Origin of the sequence: Klebsiella pneumoniae complex sp. WS1778 (genome assembly GCF_049472055.1) — a bacterium.
In the GTDB taxonomy this organism is placed as follows: Bacteria; Pseudomonadota; Gammaproteobacteria; order Enterobacterales; family Enterobacteriaceae; genus Klebsiella; species Klebsiella quasipneumoniae.
This window is the reverse complement of the sequence record NZ_JBKGTJ010000001.1, coordinates 1,158,249-1,176,585: the sequence shown is the minus strand read 5'-3', so window position 1 is coordinate 1,176,585 and position 18,337 is coordinate 1,158,249. Positions and strand designations below refer to the sequence as shown.

17 protein-coding genes and 1 pseudogene are annotated in these 18,337 nt (G+C 61.9%); 14 read left to right on the top strand and 4 right to left on the bottom strand.

Annotation, left to right across the window (positions count from 1 at the left end; all coding sequences use genetic code 11):
• The first annotated feature begins 4 nt into the window (after positions 1 to 4).
• The 4 genes from ACLEXF_RS06055 to ACLEXF_RS06040 are packed head-to-tail and all read left to right on the top strand — an operon-like array spanning position 5 to position 3,771.
• On the top strand, positions 5 to 979 hold the full coding sequence (locus ACLEXF_RS06055; protein WP_048324568.1) for an ABC transporter substrate-binding protein: 975 nt from the start codon (positions 5 to 7) through the stop codon (positions 977 to 979).
• Complete coding sequence (locus ACLEXF_RS06050) at positions 976 to 2,013, top strand: ABC transporter substrate-binding protein (RefSeq protein WP_049003477.1); 1,038 nt, start codon at positions 976 to 978, stop codon at positions 2,011 to 2,013. Before ACLEXF_RS06055 ends, ACLEXF_RS06050 begins: the two co-directional genes overlap by 4 nt.
• Positions 1,994 to 2,989 carry an ABC transporter permease gene (locus ACLEXF_RS06045; RefSeq protein WP_053810247.1) on the top strand — a complete coding sequence of 332 codons (996 nt, stop codon included), beginning with the start codon at positions 1,994 to 1,996 and terminating at the stop codon, positions 2,987 to 2,989. Before ACLEXF_RS06050 ends, ACLEXF_RS06045 begins: the two co-directional genes overlap by 20 nt.
• On the top strand, positions 2,983 to 3,771 hold the full coding sequence (locus tag ACLEXF_RS06040) for an ABC transporter ATP-binding protein (protein WP_017901271.1): 789 nt from the start codon (positions 2,983 to 2,985) through the stop codon (positions 3,769 to 3,771). Before ACLEXF_RS06045 ends, ACLEXF_RS06040 begins: the two co-directional genes overlap by 7 nt.
• A 142-nt stretch (positions 3,772 to 3,913) precedes the next feature.
• On the opposite strand, the gene ACLEXF_RS06035 is transcribed toward ACLEXF_RS06040, so the two are convergent.
• Entirely contained in the window at positions 3,914 to 5,986 is a 2,073-nt protein-coding gene (locus ACLEXF_RS06035) for a TonB-dependent siderophore receptor (protein WP_407259993.1), read from the bottom strand.
• Between the two features lie 505 nt (positions 5,987 to 6,491).
• Between ACLEXF_RS06035 and ACLEXF_RS06030 the strand changes: the two genes are divergently transcribed.
• The 9 genes and pseudogenes from ACLEXF_RS06030 to ACLEXF_RS05990 all read left to right on the top strand — a co-directional run bounded on the left by ACLEXF_RS06030 (position 6,492) and on the right by ACLEXF_RS05990 (position 14,534).
• On the top strand, positions 6,492 to 7,313 hold the full coding sequence (locus tag ACLEXF_RS06030) for an ABC transporter ATP-binding protein (protein WP_004203036.1): 822 nt from the start codon (positions 6,492 to 6,494) through the stop codon (positions 7,311 to 7,313).
• Positions 7,310 to 8,335, top strand: a complete 1,026-nt coding sequence (locus tag ACLEXF_RS06025; protein ID WP_064177704.1) for a FecCD family ABC transporter permease — start codon at positions 7,310 to 7,312, stop codon at positions 8,333 to 8,335. The genes ACLEXF_RS06030 and ACLEXF_RS06025 overlap by 4 nt, the downstream gene beginning before the upstream one ends.
• On the top strand, positions 8,332 to 9,384 hold the full coding sequence (locus ACLEXF_RS06020) for a FecCD family ABC transporter permease (RefSeq protein WP_407259759.1): 1,053 nt from the start codon (positions 8,332 to 8,334) through the stop codon (positions 9,382 to 9,384). The genes ACLEXF_RS06025 and ACLEXF_RS06020 overlap by 4 nt, the downstream gene beginning before the upstream one ends.
• Positions 9,374 to 10,351 carry an ABC transporter substrate-binding protein gene (locus ACLEXF_RS06015; RefSeq protein ID WP_407259994.1) on the top strand — a complete coding sequence of 326 codons (978 nt, stop codon included), beginning with the start codon at positions 9,374 to 9,376 and terminating at the stop codon, positions 10,349 to 10,351. The genes ACLEXF_RS06020 and ACLEXF_RS06015 overlap by 11 nt, the downstream gene beginning before the upstream one ends.
• A pseudogene (locus ACLEXF_RS06010) lies at positions 10,317 to 11,250 on the top strand (MurR/RpiR family transcriptional regulator). The gene ACLEXF_RS06015 and the pseudogene ACLEXF_RS06010 overlap by 35 nt, the downstream one beginning before the upstream one ends.
• A 92-nt stretch (positions 11,251 to 11,342) precedes the next feature.
• Positions 11,343 to 12,110, top strand: a complete 768-nt coding sequence (locus tag ACLEXF_RS06005) for a basic amino acid ABC transporter substrate-binding protein (RefSeq protein ID WP_325944104.1) — start codon at positions 11,343 to 11,345, stop codon at positions 12,108 to 12,110.
• 63 nt (positions 12,111 to 12,173) lie between these two features.
• The gene (locus ACLEXF_RS06000) at positions 12,174 to 12,938 is read left to right on the top strand and encodes an amino acid ABC transporter permease (RefSeq protein ID WP_004151161.1); all 765 of its coding nucleotides are present in this window, start codon (positions 12,174 to 12,176) and stop codon (positions 12,936 to 12,938) included.
• Entirely contained in the window at positions 12,925 to 13,647 is a 723-nt protein-coding gene (locus ACLEXF_RS05995) for an amino acid ABC transporter ATP-binding protein (protein WP_002908374.1), read from the top strand. The genes ACLEXF_RS06000 and ACLEXF_RS05995 overlap by 14 nt, the downstream gene beginning before the upstream one ends.
• Positions 13,648 to 13,946: 299 nt before the next feature.
• Complete coding sequence (locus tag ACLEXF_RS05990) at positions 13,947 to 14,534, top strand: DUF1062 domain-containing protein (protein ID WP_254465463.1); 588 nt, start codon at positions 13,947 to 13,949, stop codon at positions 14,532 to 14,534.
• Between the two features lie 129 nt (positions 14,535 to 14,663).
• Here the strand turns inward: ACLEXF_RS05990 and ACLEXF_RS05985 are convergent, their stop codons facing one another.
• The 3 genes from ACLEXF_RS05985 to ACLEXF_RS05975 form a co-directional block, all read right to left on the bottom strand.
• On the bottom strand, positions 14,664 to 15,056 hold the full coding sequence (locus tag ACLEXF_RS05985; protein WP_017899596.1) for a VOC family protein: 393 nt from the start codon (positions 15,054 to 15,056) through the stop codon (positions 14,664 to 14,666).
• 41 nt (positions 15,057 to 15,097) lie between these two features.
• Entirely contained in the window at positions 15,098 to 15,532 is a 435-nt protein-coding gene (locus ACLEXF_RS05980) for a VOC family protein (protein WP_017899595.1), read from the bottom strand.
• Positions 15,533 to 15,645: 113 nt separating this feature from the next.
• Positions 15,646 to 16,845, bottom strand: a complete 1,200-nt coding sequence (locus tag ACLEXF_RS05975; protein ID WP_004203023.1) for an MFS transporter — start codon at positions 16,843 to 16,845, stop codon at positions 15,646 to 15,648.
• A 296-nt stretch (positions 16,846 to 17,141) separates the two neighbouring features.
• Between ACLEXF_RS05975 and ACLEXF_RS05970 the strand changes: the two genes are divergently transcribed.
• Positions 17,142 to 18,299 carry a M20 aminoacylase family protein gene (locus ACLEXF_RS05970; RefSeq protein ID WP_004203021.1) on the top strand — a complete coding sequence of 386 codons (1,158 nt, stop codon included), beginning with the start codon at positions 17,142 to 17,144 and terminating at the stop codon, positions 18,297 to 18,299.
• Positions 18,300 to 18,337 lie beyond the last annotated feature (38 nt).

The window sequence follows — 18,337 nt, the reverse complement described above, 5'->3', positions numbered from 1 at the left end:
CACGATGCGTCTATCATTCTCAGGCCGGGTGGCGGCAGCGCTGATGCTGCTGGCGCTGGGCGGTTACGCGACGGCGCAGGAGCGGCTTACCCTGCGCATCGCCGATCAAAAAGGCGGCATGCGTTCGCAGCTGGAGGCGGCCAACGCCCTGCAAAACCTCCCCTATGACATTAAGTGGGCTGAATTCCCGGCCGCCGCGCCGCTGGCGGAAGCCCTTAACGCGGGCGCAGTGGACGCGGGGATCATCGGCGATGCGCCGCTGCTCTTCGCCCTGGCTAACGGCGCGCCGGTGAAAGCGATTGCCGTGGACAAAAGCAATCCGGCGGGGACCGCGGTGCTGGTTTCCCCCGGCAGCGCGATAAAAACCGCCGCCGGGTTAAAAGGCAAGCGCATTGCCACCGGCAAAGGGTCGATTGGTCATTTCGTGGCGCTGAAAGCGCTCGAGCAGGCGGGCATCTCGCCGAAGGAGGTGCAGTGGGTGTTCCTCGGCCCGGTGGACGCCAAAGTGGCGCTGCTTAACGGTTCGGTGGACGCCTGGGCGACCTGGGAACCCTACACCACCCAGATGGTGAAGACCAACGAGGGGCAGATCCTGGTGAGCGGCAAAGGGCTGCTGCCGGGGAATACCTTCCTTGCGGCAACGGATTCCGCGCTTAACGATCCGCAAAAGCGCGCCGCGCTGCAGGATTATCTCCAGCGCCTGGCCGGCGCCGAGCGCTGGGCCTACGCCAATCTCGACAGCTACGGCAAAACGCTGGGGGAGATCATCCGCTTCCCGGCCGAGATCGCCCGCGCGCAGTTTGCCAACCGCCAGTCGCAGTGGCAACCGCTGGCAGAGGAAACCGTGACCCAACAGCAGGCGACGGCGGACTTTTATCTCGCCAACGGCCTGATCCGCACCCGGCTGGACGTGAAGCCGACCTTTGACCCCAGCTTTAGCGTGCCCGCCGCGCCGGTCCACGCGGAGGTGACGCCATGACCCGATCCGCTTTTTCCCGCCGCCGTTTTTTACAGCTTAGCGGCGGCCTGGCGCTGGCCGGGGTCTCTCTGCCGCTGTGGGCTCACGATATGGCGGAGATGGCCAGCGGCGATGCCCATCCGGCGCTGCGCCTGCCAGAGCCCTACAAGATCAAGCTGGCGATCAATAAAAGTGCGGTATGCCTCGCGCCGGTCGCCGTCGCCGAGCAGCAGAAGATTTTCAGTAAATATAACCTCGACGTTGAGTTTGTTAACTTCGGTAACTCCACCGATGTGCTGCTGGAGGCGATCGCCACCGGCAAGGCCGACGCCGGGGTGGGGATGGCGCTGCGCTGGCTGAAGGCGCTGGAGCAGGGCTTTGACGTCAAGCTCACCGCCGGGACCCACGGCGGCTGTCTTAACCTGCTGACGGCCAAAGACTCGCCGTTCGGCGGCCTCGAGAGCCTGAAGGGACAAACCATCGGCGTCACCGACATGGCCGGGCCGGATAAAAACTTCTTCGCCATTCTGCTTAAGCGCCACGGTATCGACCCGATCAGCGACGTGCAGTGGAAAGTCTACCCGGCGGATCTGCTCAGCGTGGCGCTGGACAAACGCGAAATCGCCGCCATCAGCGGCAGCGAGCCGTTCAGCTATCGGCTGCTGGAGACCGGCAAGTATCAGCTTGTCGCCAGCAATATGACCGGAGATTATGCCAACCTCAGCTGCTGCGTGCTGGGGGTGAGCGGGAGCCTGGCGCGGGACCATAAACCGGCCGCCGCGGCGCTCACTCAGGCGATCCTTGAAGCGCACAGCTATGCCGCAGAACACCCGGAAAGCGTGGCGCAATCCTTCCTTGCCCATGCGCTCAATACCAATGAAGCGGAGGTGAGCGGCATTCTGCACGGGCAGGGGCACGGCCACCACGCGGTGGGTGAGGCGTTCGTGAAAGAGCTGACGCAGTACGCGGTCGACCTGCAGCGGGTGCAGGTGATCAAACCGGGCACCGATCCCCATCAGTTTGCGGAGAGTATCTATGCCAACGTCTTCGCCTGAGCAGGTTCTGGCGCGCCCCACCGTCCGCGCGCCGCTGTGGGGAGAAGGGCTGCTGGCCGCCGCGCTGTGGCTGCTGGGCGGTCTGTTTACTCTGACCTGGCCCGATGCCGGGCGGCGCTGGCCGTTTAGCGAGGGCTGGGCGCTGGCGCAGTTCACCTTCGGCGGCGGCTTGCTGCTGCTGGCGCTGAGCTATCGCTACTGGCGAGCGCGCGGCGCGCGCGTGCGGCATGCCGGCAAGTGGCTGGCGCTGCTGCCGGTGCTGTTCGCTGCCTGGGAAGGGCTGACCGCCAAGAGCGGCGTGCTGCCGGTGCCGTTTTTCGCGCCGCCGCAGGCGCTGATCGAGGTGCTGCATGATGACTGGCCGCGTCTGCTCGACAGCCTGTTGCACTCTCTGGGGCTGCTGGGGCTCGGCGTGCTGCTCGGCACCAGCAGCGGGTTCATCACCGGTCTGGCCATTGGCTGGTCGCAACGGATTGGCTACTGGGTCCATCCGGTGTTACGCCTGCTGGGGCCGGTGCCGTCTACCGCGCTGCTGCCGCTGTGCCTGTTTATTTTTCCGTCAAGCTTCGGCGCCAGTGTGTTTTTGATTGCGCTGAGCACCTGGTTCCCGGTTACGGTGCTGACCTGGTCCGGGGTCATTGGCATTGACAAGGCATGGTACGACGTGGCGCGGACCCTCGGCGCCAGCCAGCGTTTCCTGATCCTGCGGGTGGCGATCCCCGCCGCGCTGCCGAACGTCTTTGTCGGCCTGTTTATGGGGCTTGGCGCGTCGTTTTCGGTGCTGATTGTGGCTGAAATGGTCGGGGTGAAGTCGGGGATCGGCTTTTACCTCCAGTGGGCCCAGGGCTGGGCGGCCTATCCCAATATGTACGCCGCGCTGCTGGTGATGGCCTTGCTGTGCTCCGGCCTGATTAGCGGATTATTTATGCTGCGCGATAAGCTGCTGAGCTGGCAGCGGGGAGGGATGCAATGGTAACCGCGACGTCAGGTTCGCAGACGATAGCGCGCGGCGCGGCGGTATCGATAAGCCATCTTCATCACGCGTTTACGCTCGGCAAACAGGCGGTGCCGGTGCTGGAGAATATCAGCCTGCAGCTGCGGCCGGGGGAAAGCGTGGCGCTGCTGGGTCCTTCCGGCTGCGGTAAATCCACCCTGCTGCGGCTGCTGGCCGGGCTGGAAGCGCCGCAGAGCGGACAGATGCAGTTCGACGGCGCGCCGCTCGGCGCTCCGGGGCCGGAGCGCATACTGGTGTTTCAGGATCCGACGCTCTATCCGTGGCTGACGGTGCGGCAGAACGTACTGCTGGGCCCGCAGGCGCAGGGCAAAAGGGGGCTGGAAGCAAAGGCCGACGCGCTGATTGACCGCATCGGGCTGCAGGCCTTCAGCGAGGCGTGGCCGCGGCAGCTGTCAGGGGGGATGGCGCAGCGCGCCGCGCTGGCGCGCGCGTTGTTGAACGAGCCGCGCCTGCTGCTGCTCGACGAACCGCTGGGCAAGCTGGACTCGCTGACCCGCATCAGTATGCAGCGGGAGCTGATCGCCCTCTGGCAGCAGCAGGGTTATACCAGCCTGCTGGTGACCCACGATATCGAAGAGGCGCTGCTGCTGTGCGAGCGGGTGCTGGTGATGTCGCCGCGTCCGGGGCGGATTATCGCCGAGTTCGCCTTGCCGCTGGCCTTTCCCCGCCATCGCGATAACCCGCAGCTGCTGCAGCATCGTCAGGATATATTGCGCATCCTCGGCCAGGAGGAGGACTGGTAAGCTGAACGCAATGCCCGGTGGCGGCTGCGCCTTACCGGGCCTACGAACTCCACAGGAAGGGGAAGGACCGCAGGCCATGCTGTTGTAGGCCGGTGCAAGCGCAGCGCCGCCCGGCAATCGACATCCGTTGCCAGGGTAAGGGTTAAAAATCCATCTTCACCGTGAACTGCACCTCACGCGGATCGCCAATCTGGTTACCGAGGTTATTGGTGCCGATGGAAGAGGTGTAATAGGTCTTATCAAACAGGTTCTTCACGTTCACCTGCAGCGTCACCGGATACTGCAGCTTCATCTTATAGGCGGCGAACACGTCTGCCACCGCATAGCCCGGCAGATAATAATCCGCGCCGTTGGTGCCGGAGCGCTTGCTGACCGCATGGCCGCCGCCGCCGACCGTCAGGGTGTTGCTGTTGTAGACGTTATGAATGTCATAGGTCAGGAACAGCGAACCGGTGTGCTTCGGTACGTTCGGCAGCGGTTTCCCGGCGTAATCCGGATCTTCCAGCACTTTGGCGTCGGTATAGCCGTAGCTGGCAATCATGCTGAGGTTATCGGTAATTGACCCGGCCAGATCCACCTCCACCCCCTGGGAACGCACCTTGCCCGCGGTTTTCGCCACCGTCTCATCACCAATACTCTCGGTGTACAGCACGTTACGCTTATGAATATCAAACAGCGCGATATTGGCGGTAATGCCGTTTAACAGGTCGAATTTGGCGCCCACTTCGTAAGAGGTGGACTCTTCCGGCGGCAGCTCGCCGATATAGCTGGCGATCGACGACTGCGGCATAAACGACTGGGCGACGTTGGCGAACAGCGACACGTTCGGCGTCACTTTGTAGACCAGGCCGGCTTTCGGCGTCCATTTCTCATCGCGGCTGTCGGTATTGACGTTAAACGGTCGGCCTTTACCGGCGTACTGGGTGTAATACTGGTAGCGCACGCCGGCGACGGCGATCCAGTTGTCGGTGAGGTACAGCGCGTCCTGCACGTAAGCGGCATAGCTCTCCTGCTGGATCCGCTGATCGCTGTCGGACGCGGAGACGGTATTGCAGGTGTCCAGGGTGCCGTAGACCGGATGATAGATGTTAAAGCCTTTCACGTTCTTGCAGCGCAGCATATCGGTGCGCAGCAGATCGTAATTCTCATAGGCGACGCCGGTCAGCAGTTCGTTATAAAAGCCACCCACCACCACGTTGCCCTGCAGGTCGGCGCGGGTCGAGTGCATCTTCTGCGTGGAGCCATGGGTACCGTCAACCCGGCGGGTGAGGTTGCCGGTCGCCGAATCATAGGCCATCACCCGCGCCTGGTTATCGTTATAGTGATCCTGGCTGTAGCTGTAATCGAAGCGCGCGGTCCAGGCGTCGTTAAGGCGATACTCGGCGTTGAGCTGGGCGAGGTCGGAATAGCCATCGGTAATATTAAAGGCTTCATCGAAGCGGGTTTTGCGATCGGCGTTCACCGCATGCCCGGTATTGAGATCGAAGATAGTGCCGCGGTCGAAGGGGGCGCTGTAGTCGCGGTGCGAATAGGACGCGGTCACCGTCGCCCGGTCGCCAAACCAGGTCAGGGAAGGGGCGATAAAGCGGCTTTTGTTTTTACCAAAGTTGCGCCAGTAATCCTCATTCTGATATTCGCCGATCAGCCGGTACGCCAGATTCGTGCCTTCGATGGGGCCGGTGACGTCGACGCTGCCGGTGCCGCCGCCAAAGCTGGTGGACGTCCCGGAAACCGAACCGGAGAACTGCCGCTCCGGACGTTTGGTGATGACGTTGATCAGCCCGCCGGGATCGAGAATACCGTACAGCGTCGAGGCGGGTCCCTTCAGGACTTCCACCCGTTCGGTGGCGGCGTTAAAGCTGCGCGGCAGCACGGTGCGCAGGCCGTTGGTCATGATCGAGCCGTCGCGGTTAGCGCCGAAGCCGCGGCGGGTAAAAGCGTCCTGGGTGCCGCCAAGGGTGTTGGTCTGCACCACGTTGGCTACGTTATACAGCGCCTCATCGAGCGAGGTGGCGTGCTGATCTTCGAGAACCCGATCGCTGACGGTATTCACCACCTGCGGAATATCCAGCAGCGGCATTGAGGTCAACGTCGCGGTAGAGGAGCTGAGCGGTTGATAGCCGCTGGTGGCGCTCTGCTGGGCGTCGTTGGCCACCACGATGATGGTCTCTTCCGCATCGTTGTTATCTTTCGCCGCGTGATTTTCCGCGGCCATTAATCCCGGTGAGGCTAAAAAAAGAAGCGAAAAAAGCGCCCGCCCTTGCAACGAGGTGAAGGCGACATGGGGTTGAGTCATTATCTTTTTCTCGTGAACGAATCTGCCTTTGCGGTCAGATAAAGCCAATAAAATCATTGCCCTGAATAATAAAAACACGTGGTTTAGCGTCTGAATGCGCCTTTATATGTGTAATTGAGAATCATTCAACCATGAAGGAATGTAGTAGTAAACGTTATGCAAGATAAAATTTCAGCGGCGAGGAACAGGACGTTTTAAACGCCTCCAGAAGGGAGCGTTATGCAGTTATCTCTTTGATATTGTTTTATTTAAATTATGTTGTGTTGGCGCAGCCTCGCTGTAGTCAGCGTCTCCGCAGGAAGACGATGGCGAGTATTGACTACTACATTCATCCCCGTCATGATCAAAAGAGAATGAGATTTATTTTGATTTGACTGCAGAATGTCCAGCCATCGCCTGGAACGCTGCGGCGCAGGAGCGAGTTATGCCACAGCGGGTGACACCTGCAGAGCAGGGGATCGTACTGGATGCCCTGTCAGCCGGCTACGGCCAGACCCTGATCGTTGACGACATCAACCTGACCATCCCCAGCGGCAAAATGACGGTGCTGGCAGGGGCGAACGGCTCCGGCAAATCAACGCTGTTGTCGACTATCGCCAGGATGCTGAAGCCGCTCGGCGGCTGCGTGCGTCTGGACGGGCAAGCCATTCATCAGATGCCGACGAAGGCCGTCTCGCGCCAGCTCGGGATCCTGCCGCAATCGCCGCTGACCCCGGAAGGGTTAACGGTTTTCGAGCTGGTCTCGCGTGGGCGCTATCCGTGGCAGGGTCTGATGCGCCAGTGGTCAGACGCCGATGAGCTGGCGGTGGAGGAGGCGCTGCGCTTAACGGGCACCCGCGAGTTCGCTCATCTGCCGGTGGACAGCCTCTCCGGTGGCCAGCGTCAGCGCTGCTGGATCGCCATGGCGCTGGCCCAGCAAACGGCCACCATTCTGCTCGATGAGCCGACCACCTGGCTCGATCTGCGCTATCAGGTCGATATCCTCGAGCTGCTCCAGACCCTGACCCGCGAACATGGCCGCACGGTGGTGACGGTGCTCCATGACCTCAACTTTGCCGTGAACTACGCCGATCTGCTGGTGTTTCTCAAACAGGGGCGCATCGCCGGTACGATTAGCGACAACGAAGTCTGTAGCCCTGAGCTGATTAAACGCGTGTTTGACGTTGACGTGCAGATGTCGATTAACCCGCAAACCGGCAAACCCTTCTTTATGCCGTTTCGCGCCCGCCAGGCGGCGGCGCAATGAGCGTGACTATCCTGCTTTCCGCGCGGCGGCGCGCCCGTCCCCGACTGGCGCTGCTCCTGCTTACGCTGCTGCTTATCGCCGGTTCGCTGGTGCATCTTGGCCTGGGCGCCCGCTGGATCGCCCCGCAGACGGTGCTGCAGGCGCTGCTGGAGTACAATCCGCGCAATTTCGAGCAGCGGATTATCGTCGAACTGCGCCTGGTGCGGCTGGCGGCGGCGCTGCTGACCGGCGCGGCGCTCGGCGTCGCCGGGCTGCTGCTGCAGACGGTGATCCGCAACCCGCTGGGCGAGCCGCATATCCTCGGCCTTAACGCCGGCGCGTCACTGGCAGTGGTGGCGACCTCCGCGCTGGGGCTCTCTCTCGGCGCTTTCCCCGCCGCGCGGCCGCTGACCGCCGCCTGCGGCGCGGCGCTGCTGTTCGGCGGGGTGATGGCGCTGGCCTCTGCCGGTCGCGGCGGAGCGACGCCGCTGCGCATCACGCTGTGCGGGGTAGCGCTGTCGGCGTTTGCGTCGGCGGTGACGGCGGCGATATTAATTCTCGATGAACAAACGCTGCTGGCGATGCGCACCTGGCTGGCGGGCGATCTGGCCGGGCTGAACTGGAGCACGCTGCGGACGGCGCTGGTCCCGGCGCTGATCGGCCTTGGCGTCGCGCTGTTCCTTGCCCCGCGCCTCAACGTGCTGGCGCTGGGGGATAAGGTGGCGCTGGGCCTCGGCGTGAACCTCGTCCAGACGCGGCTGCTGGGCCTGCTGGCGATTGCGCTGCTCTGCGGCGCGGCGGTGGCGGTGGCCGGACCGATCGGCTTCGTCGGGCTGGTGGTGCCGCACGTGGTGCGCCGTCTGGTGACGGAAGATATCCGCCTGGCGCTGCCCCTGGCGGCGCCGGTGGGGGCGCTGGTGCTGCTCCTGGCAGATATCGCCGCCCGGACACTGGTCGCGCCGCAGGAGCTGGCCACCGGGGCGATGACCGCCCTGGTGGGCGCACCGCTGTTTATCTTTATCGCCGCGAGGTTTTTTAAATGACGCGCGCCGTTCACCGGGCCGGTTTTCGGCCGCTGCTTTTCGCTTCCCGCCAGCTGCTGCTGCGCCCGGCGGCGCTGAAAATTGCCGCCTTTATGCTGCTGATGCTGCTGGCGCTCGGGCTGTACAGCCTCAGCCGCGGCAGCTATCCGCTGCCCGCGTCGACGCTGGCGCAGGCCCTGCTGGCGCCACAGGAGATGGGCGAGCAGCCGCGCTTTATTCTGTTTGATATTCGCCTGCCGCGGATCATGATGGCGCTGCTGTGCGGGGCCATGCTGGGGCTGGCCGGCGCGGCGATGCAGAGTATCACCCGCAACGGGCTGGCCGATCCGGGGCTGATCGGCGTTAAAGAGGGGGCCAGCATCGTGGTCCTGGCGCTGGTGCTGTTTTTCCCGGCGGTAGGCCTGGTCTGGCGGCCGCTGGCGGGGATGGTCGGCGGCGTGGCGGTGGCCCTGCTGGTCCTGACGCTGGCCCGCGACTGCTCGCGGCCGCGCTTTATTTTAATTGGCATCGGCGTCTCCTGGACCCTGGCGGCTGCTGTCGGCATCTTTATGACCACCGCCGACGTACGCGACGTGCAGACAGCGATGATCTGGCTGGCGGGCAGCCTGCAAGCCGTCTCCTGGCCACTGCTGGCGGTGGCCTTTTGCTGGGCGCTGCCCGGGGCCATCATCCTGTTCTGTACCGCCCGGGCGGCGGACGCGGCGCTGCTGGGCGACCGAACCGCCATTGGCCTTGGGGTGCGTCTGCAGCAGTTGACTCTGCTGCGCTTTTTCGCCCCGGTGCTGCTGACCTCGGCCAGCGTCTCCTGCGTCGGCAGCCTGGGCTTTGTGGGCCTGATGGCGCCGCATATGGCGCGTTTCGTGCTGCGCGGCGGCCAGGTCTCGCTGCTGAGCGGCAGCGCCCTGATTGGCGCCTTGCTGGTGCTGGCGACCGATACCCTTGGCCGGTTGGCGTTTGCGCCGCTGCAGATCCCTGCGGGGATTGTGATTGCCCTGGTGGGCTGCCCGTTCTTTGTTGTCTTGCTCTGGCGTCGCCGTGATGCCCTTTAATCAGGAAGGTATTATGCGTTGGTTCGTCTCATTGCTGCTGTTGCTGACGGGGGCCGTCAGCGCCGCCGACCCACATACTCAAACTTTTACCGATGATTTAGGCCGCACGGTCACCGTCCCGCTGCATCCGCAGCGCATTGTTTCGATGCACGATCTCGATATTACTATTCCGCTGATTGAGCTCGGGGCGCCACCGATCGCCAGCCACGGCCGCACGCGCCCGGACGGCAGCCACTATCTGCGCTCCAGCGCCCAGCTCACCGGTGTCGATTTCGATAACAGCGATATCCGCTTTATTGGCACAGCCGATATCGATCTGGAAGCGGTGGCTGCCGTCAAGCCGGATCTGATCATCACCGAGCCCAGCCGCCACGTGTCGGTGGAGCAGCTGGAGAAGATTGCCCCGACGGTGAGTATCGACCATCTGCAGGGCAGCGCCCCGGAGATTTACCGCAAGCTGGCCCAGCTGACCAGCACCCAGCCGCGGCTGGCGATCCTTGAGCGCCGTTATCAGGAACAAATCAAGCAGCTGAAAGCGATGGTCAACCCTTCTCAGTACACCGTCTCGGTGATCCAGGCGAACAATGGCAAGGTCACGGTGCATCATTCGTATCATGCCCTGGGCCGGGTGCTGCGCGACGCCGGGTTCCGCTTTCCGCCGCTGATTGAGCGGATCCCCGACGGCCAGCGTATTGATGTCAGCGCGGAACAGCTGCCGGAGCTGGACGCCGATTTTGTCTTCGCCACCTGGCGGTCGGATACCGGCGGCAAGCCGCAGGATGAGCTGCAGGCGATGGAAGCGGTGATGCCCGGCTGGTGCGACTTTATGCGCGCCTGCCGCACCGGGCACTATATTTTGCTGCCGCGGGAGGAGGTGATCTCCAACTCCTACGCCGCGCTCTCCCTGATGGTGGCCCAGGTGCAGTCGCATATTGCCGGCAGGCCGCTCCCGGCGGAGGCCAAATGAAAAGCGCGATAAAAAAAGAGAAGGGGCGGGTCGACCTGTTCGGCGAACGCTATCGCGCCCGGGCGCATCAGCTCTCTCCCCGACTGCGGGCCGTGGTCAGCTATATCAACGATAACCGCGAGGTGGTGCTGGAGCAGACGGCGATGGAGATCGCCGCTGCGACCCAGACCTCCGACGCCACGGTGGTGCGCGCCATCCAGGCGCTGGGCTTCGCCGGGCTGCGCGAGCTTAAGCAGACCATGGAGCGCTGGTTCGGCACCTCGGTCACCTCGGCGGAAAAGATGCGCTCCACGGTCACCGCGCTCTCCAGCGACGTCAATTCCAGTATTGATTTTGTGCTGGAAGGCCATCAACGGGTTTGCGAGGTCCTGTCGCGGGCCGACAACCGCGCGGCGGTGGCTCAGGCGGTGGCATTGCTCAGCGACGCACGGCAGGTGGGGATCTTCGGTATCGGCGCCTCGGGGATCCTCGCCGAGTACACCGCCCGGCTGTTCAGCCGCATTGGCCTGCCGGCGTATGTGATGAACCGCACGGGTTTCAGCCTCGCCGAGCAGCTCATCGGCCTGCAGCGCGGCGATGTGCTGATCATGATGGGGCAAAAATCGCCCCATCGTGAGGGGATGACCACCCTGCGCGAGGCGAAGCGCTTGGGTATTCCGACCATCCTGCTGACCCAGGCGGTGGACTCGCGCTTCAGCCAGGAGGCGCAGGTGGTGATTGACGTCCCGCGCGGCGGGGACAGTAGCCGGATGCCGCTGCACGGCACGGTGCTGGTGTGTCTGGAGATGATTGTTCTGTCGGTGGCCTCCACCACGCCACAAAAAACGGTGAAATCCCTGAAGCGAATCAACGACCTGCACCGGGCCATTGGTAAATCCGGCGGTAAACGCGGCAGTTGATAAGATAATTCACCAGCGGGAAGGTTTCCGGTTGCATATAAAAGTCAGTGTGTGTATTTTTATGCAAAATAAATGCATAAAAAGGAAATCTCATGGTCAAGAATTTGCTCAAAGCGTGTTTCATGATGGCCGCGCTGACGGCAGCCGGACAGGCGGCTGCGGAAACCTATACCGTCGGCTCCGGCGGCACCTACCGGCCGTTTGAATTTGAAAACAGCCAGAAACAGCTGGAAGGTTTCGACATCGACATCATTAAAGCCATCGCCAAAGCCGAAGGCTTTGACGTCAAGCTGGTCAATACCCCATGGGAAGGCATCTTCGCCACGCTGAACACCGGCGACCGCGACATCATCATCTCCGGGATCACCATCACCGATAAACGCAAACAGATGGTCGATTTCTCCGCGCCGTACTTCCCGGCTGAGCAGTCTATCGTCGTCGCCCAGGACTCGAAGGTGGATTCGCTGGCGGCCCTGAAAAACGAGAAGGTCGGGGTTGTGAACTCCAGCACCGGCGATATCGTGGTTTCTGAGGTGCTGGGCAAGAACAGCACGGCGATCAAGCGCTTCGACAATACCCCGCTGATGCTCCAGGAACTGTTCGAGGACGGCGTCAGCGCCGCGGTGGGTGACGTCGGGGTGGTGAAGTACTACATCAAACAGCACCCGGAGAAGCAGTTCAAGCTGGTGCCGGATGCCAAATTCGAACGTCAATATTTCGGTATCGCGGTGGCGAAAGGCAACAGCGAACTGCTGGGCAAAATCAACGCCGGTCTGCAGAAGATCGTTGACGACGGGACTTACGCCAAAATCTATAAAACCTGGTTCGACGACAACGTGCCGACGCTGCCAGCGCAATAAGCCACCTTTTTCAGTGACCACGGCTATCGCCCAGGCGATAGCCGTATTTTTTAGGGAAGGACTATGACGGGATTCCGTTGGGAGATCATCGAGGAGTACGGCCCGCTGTTTGTGGACGGCGCCCTGATGACGATTAAATGTACCATTATCTGCGTGATCCTCGGGACGCTGTGGGGGTTAACCCTCGGTCTCGGACGGATGGCGAAGGCCGAGCACGGGCCGTGGAAATATATTCTCCGCTACCTGGTGCAGTTTCCGGTGCGCTTTTACGTTAGCGCCTTCCGCGGTACGCCGCTGTTCGTGCAGATCATGGTGGTGCACTTTGCGCTGGTGCCGCTATTTATCAACCCGCGCGACGGCCTGCTGGTGACCAGCGGCCTGATGAGCGCCGACTTTGCCCGCGAGCTGCGCGCCAGCTACGGGGCGTTCCTCTCCTGCATCGTGGCGATCACCCTTAACGCCGGGGCCTATGTGTCGGAGATTTTCCGCGCCGGCATCCAGTCGATCGACAAAGGGCAGATGGAGGCCTCCCGCGCGCTGGGCATGCCGTGGTGGAAAACCATGCGCAAGGTGATCCTGCCGCAGGCGTTTCGCCGCATTCTGCCGCCGCTGGGCAACAACGCCATCGCCATTGTTAAGGACTCTTCGCTGGCCTCGGCGATTGGCCTGGCCGATCTGGCCTACGCCGCGCGCACCGTCTCCGGCGCCTACGCCACCTACTGGGAACCCTACCTGACCATCTCCCTGGTCTACTGGGTGATCACCTTCCTGCTGGCGCAGCTGGTTAACCGTCTGGAAAAGAGGTTTGGCAAAAGTGATTCACATTAATAACTTACATAAGCGCTTCGGCGACAGCCACGTGCTGCGCGGCATCAGCTGCGATATTAAACCGCAGGAAGTGGTGTGCATCATCGGCCCGTCCGGCTCGGGGAAAAGTACCTTCCTGCGCTGCATGAATGCCCTGGAGACGGTCAGCGAAGGCGAGGTGGTGGTCAACGGCTTTGCCGCTCACGACCGCACTACCGACCTCAACAAGATGCGCGAAAGCGTTGGCATGGTGTTCCAGCGCTTTAACCTGTTCCCGCATATGACGGTGCTGGAAAACCTGATTATGGCGCCGATGAATCTGCGCAATATGCCGCGCCAGCAGGCGGTCGACCTGGCGGAAGCCTTGCTGGCGAAGGTGGGCTTAAGCGATAAGCGCGACGCCTGGCCCTCGAGCCTGTCCGGCGGCCAGCAGCAGCGGGTAGCCATCGCCCGCGCGCTGGCGATGAAGCCGTCGATTATGCTGTTTGATGAGCCCACTTCGGCGCTGGATCCGGAGCTGGTGGGCGACGTGCTGGAGGTAATGAAAAACCTCGCCAGCGAGGGGATGACCATGGTGATCGTGACACACGAAATGGGCTTTGCCCGCGAAGTGGCCGACCGGGTGATCTTCATCGACCAGGGCGTGATTCAGGAAGAGGGCAAGCCGGGGCAGATCTTTAGCGCGCCGAGCAACCCACGCACCGCCGCGTTCCTCAGCAAGGTGCTGTAAACCGAGCGGGCTGGCGCCAGGCCAGCCCGCTGAGTGTTGTCAAATATATTGATGATGTTTTTCATCATCAGTATAAACATTGACTGAACTCATATATCCCGCGATAACCCCTTTGTTAATCTCCGGGTATCGCTTTGGGCTTCTCCAGGAATATAACGTTGGAAATCTTTTTTTAACCCACTGAAAAATAGCGACTAACTATTTTTCATACGCCAAAAATCATGGTCCGTTAATGACGGACTCGGTTTCGTATGGGTTAAAAAAGGTACGTTATGACAGTTACATGGACGGTCACGCCCGTGGGGTATCAGCACATTGCCAAACGCTGCCCCGCCTGCAATGTAAAACGCGACTTCGCACCTTCCGGCGCCATCCGGGTGAATTCGCAAAAGAAGCTGCTGGATATCTGGAGCATCTATAAATGCACGCACTGCGATTACACGTGGAATATCGCCCTGTTTTCCAGGCTGCACGTCAGCAAGATAAACCGTAAACTGCTTCAGCGCCTGAGGCAGAACGATGCAGCTATGGTTCACTATTATGCCGCTGACCTCGCGACGCTGAAGCGCAACCGCGCCGAGCCGTCGGGGCAACCTGATTTTCGTATTCATGAGCAATGGTCGGTGACGCTGATGGCGTGCCCGCGGATAACGGTGCGCGTCAGAGTCAGTCAGCCATTTCGCATCAGCCTGCTATCAATACTGAAAAAACAGCTCAAGCTGAGTACGGCTGAAATCCGGTGGTTGGTCGCGACAGGGCATATCGAGGGTATTCCACTAAAACAGCTCAAGACGAAAAAGCTGAAGGCGATGGAATATCATTTTCAGCTGGCGGCGGAAACGCTGTATGCGCGACGCCGGATTACGTTATCACTTCGCGGTAGATAACTCGTCGGGGAGAGAAGTCGTAGCGCTTTAACCGCGGTTTTTCGTGATTCTCAATGAAATCAGGACGGCGAAGTCGGCCGTCCTGAATGACGCATTACTGCCTGAAAAAGGCACTTCCGCAGCAGCCATTCAAGCTGCCGACGCATAATAAACAAACGCCAGCTTATTGCCGTCGGGATCGCGGACGTAGGCGCTGTGAAAGCCGTTGCCATATTGTGGGCGATGACCGGGAGCGCCTTCGTCACGTCCGCCGAGTTGCAGGGCGAGGGCATGCAGTTCCGCAATATGTTCGACGGAGCGGGCGTTAAGCGCCACCATCGTTCCATTACCCACCCCGGCAGGCTGCAGGTCAAAAGGAACGCCCACGCACAGCCCACAGGTGTGGTTGCCATTGAAGGTGCCCCAGGACGCCCCCTGTTCGTTACGACCGGCTTTGACGTGTCCCAGCAGCGCCATTAACGGGTCATAGAACTTGATGGCGCGTGGCAGGTCATTGGTTCCCAACATGATGTATGAAAACATAGTGTCCTCCTGTTGCGGGCAAAAAGGTGTCTTTCGCCCGCTTACTGCGTGAAGCTGATCGCAACAGACCCGGCGCTGCGCTCAGCCTCGCCATGGTAGACCGCCTCAATATTATTCCCCTGCGGATCCAGCACAAAAGCGGCATAGTAACCAGGATGATAATGTCGTTCGCCAGGCGCGCCGTTATCGCGGCCGCCATGGGTCAGCGCCGCATGGTAAAAAGCGTCCACCCTGTCACGATCTCTGGCCTGGAACGCCAGGTGGTGGCGTCCTGTCAGTTTCCCGGCAGCCTCCGGGCTGTGGCGTGAGGCCACCACCAGTTCGTCGGCCAGCAAGTAGTCATTAGCGGTGGTAATAACCGGGATCTCCAGCGCCGACAGTACGGCGGTATAGAAGTCTTTGCTTGCCTCAAAGTCTTCGACAACCAGCAGGATATGATCGATCAATCTGCCACGATGTAACGTCATGCTTTCCATGGAATTTCCTCTCGGCAGGGGGCCGGCAATGGTTACAGCAGTGAGCCAGCAAGAACAGGATACCCTCAGGTAAGGGCCATAAAAAGGGCTGGCGCCAGGCCAGCCCGTCAGGACTACTGCGCGGACTCCGTCGCTTCGTCCATGTCGTCTTCCTGCTCGCTGGCGAGCAGGGTTTTCTCGTTTTTGCACAGACACTGGATCAGCAGGAACAGCACGCCGCTGGCCACCAGGGTGGCGATCAGGCCGTCGTAGCCGGTGATGCCGATCAGCATGCCGCTGACTACCGGCCCGGCGACGCTTCCGGCGGACCAGAAAAAGCCGAACAGGGCGTTAATCATAATCAGCTTCTGTCCGCTGAAGGTTTTCCCCGCTCGCACCAGCGACAGGGTATAAAGCGCCCCCGCCGCGGCGCCCAGCAGCAGGCAAATGGCCATCAGCTGAATGCGCGAACCGAGCATCAGCGGCAGGGCCAGCAGCGACAGGCTGAAGACCACCGCGCAGGCCAGATGCACGCGGCGAATGCCGACCCGGTCGGCCAGCCAGCCGAGCGGGGTCTGGAACATCGCATCCCCGGTAAGCACCACGGTCACCAGCAGCACCGCCATTCCTTCATTAAGCCCTTTATCCATACCGTACAGTGGCAGCAGGGCGAGGATGCTGGCGTCGAAGAAGGCGAAGCAGAAGACCCCGGAGGCCAGTACCGGCAGGAAGGCGCCGAGGCTGCGCCAGCTGGCGCGCTCCCCAAGGCTTTCGCGGGTGCCGGTGGGCAGATGGCGCAGCATCAGCAGGCAGACGGCGGTGACCGCGACGATCGCCATCAGCGCCGAAGCCTGCCAGGCGGGGCCGACGGAGATCAGCAGCGGCCCGGCCAGCTGGCAGCCGGTAAAGGCCGAGGCGTAGATACCGGTGAGGGTGGCGCGCTGGTTGCCTGCCGCGCCGCCGGTGATCCAGCTTTCACCGAGGACGATAATGACCCCGGAGGCCAGGCCGGTCAGCAGGCGCGGCAGCAGAAGCAGCGTCATATCGGTGGTCATGCATGAGGCGATGGTCGCCAGCGCCAGCAGGATCAAACTGCCGCTCAGCAGCACGCCCATCTCAACGCGCCGGCACAGCGCAGGAGAGAGGAAAGAGGAGATCATCATGCCGGCGGGCGGCAGGGCGGCCAGCAGGCCGACATACAGCGGCGCGATCTGCTGCTGCGCCAGCTCAAGACTGATTAACGGCACCGTATAGCCGGTGATAAATCCCACGAGCGACGCGGCCATGATCATCGCCAGCGTGGGAGCAAGACGATTCTGGTCTGGGTTAAACATTTTATTTCCGATGACGGAGAGGTCAGTAGTGGATCCTTCGGCAAATTGCCGTCCTGAGCTGCATAATAATTAATCGCCTGGCCGTTGTCACCGTTGAAATCACTACCAAAAAAGGACCGCCGGGCGACGGCAGGCCTGTACGCCGTGCCGCCGCCGCATTTCGTGACGTTGTCAGCGTGTTAACGACAGGATATAACGGAGGGAGCGGCAGCGACCCGACGCCGGTGAGCGACGGGTAAAAACGCAACGCATGACCAAATTATTCAGCATTACGCTATGCAGGAAAGGAGTAATACATGGCCGTATCGCCGTCACTGATCGCCGAAGCCACAGGCTGGCGACGTGAGTTTCACGCCGCGCCTGAGCTCGGATATCAGGAGCAGGAGACCTCGCGCCGCGTCGCCGAGCTGCTGGCCTCGTTTGGCCTGCAGGTTCATCGCGGGCTGGCCGGCACCGGCGTCGTGGCGACGCTGGAAAACGGCCCCGGGCCGGTCATCGGCCTGCGCGCCGATATGGACGCCCTGCCGATCACCGAGCTGGGGAGCGTCAGCTACCGTTCGCGCCGCGCCGGGGTCATGCACGCCTGCGGCCACGATGGCCACACCGCGATGCTGCTGGCGGCCGCCGCCCATCTGGCGCAGACCCGTCAGTTCAGCGGCACCGTCCACTTTGTTTTCCAGCCAGCGGAAGAGAACCTCGGCGGCGCGCGCAAAATGGTGGAGGAGGGATTATTCGAACGCTTCCCGATGGATGCGATTTACGCGCTACATAACTGGCCGGGGATCCCGCTTGGCGAAGTGGCGCTCAGCGATGGCGCGATGATGGCCTCCCTCGACGCCTTCGAGATCACCCTGCGCGGCAAAAGCTGCCATGCGGCGATGCCGGAGAGCGGGGCTGATCCGATCGTCGCTGCGGCGCAGCTGATTATGGCGCTGCAGACCATTCCTTCCCGCCGCCTGTCGCCACAGGATTCGGCGGTGGTCAGCATCACCCAGATAAACGGCGGCGAGGCGATCAACGTCCTGCCGGACACCGTGGTGCTGCGCGGCACCTTCCGCTGCCTGAGCAATCGCGTTCGCGCCCGCGTGCGGGAGCTTATCGAAAGCTATGTGGCGACCCAGCCACAGGTGTCCGATGTGCAGGGCGAGATTAGCTGGTTTCCGGGGTATCCGGTGACCAAAAACCATGCGCCCCAGGCGCAGCTGCTGCGCGAGGTGGCGGTCGCCACCCTTGGCGCGGAGGCGGTGCGCTGGAACCAGGCGCCGTCGATGGCCTCAGAGGATTTCGCCTGCATGCTGGAGGCCTGTCCGGGGGCCTATTTCTGGATCGGCACCGATGGCGAAACGCCGTCGAAGCCGCTGCATAACGCCAGCTATGACTTTAACGATGCGCTGATTAGCCACGGGGTGGCGATGTGGGTGGCGCTGGTGGAGAAACAGCTGCCGGCGGCGTAACCCACCGGCAGCGGCAGCAGGGAGCGCGCGCTCCCTGA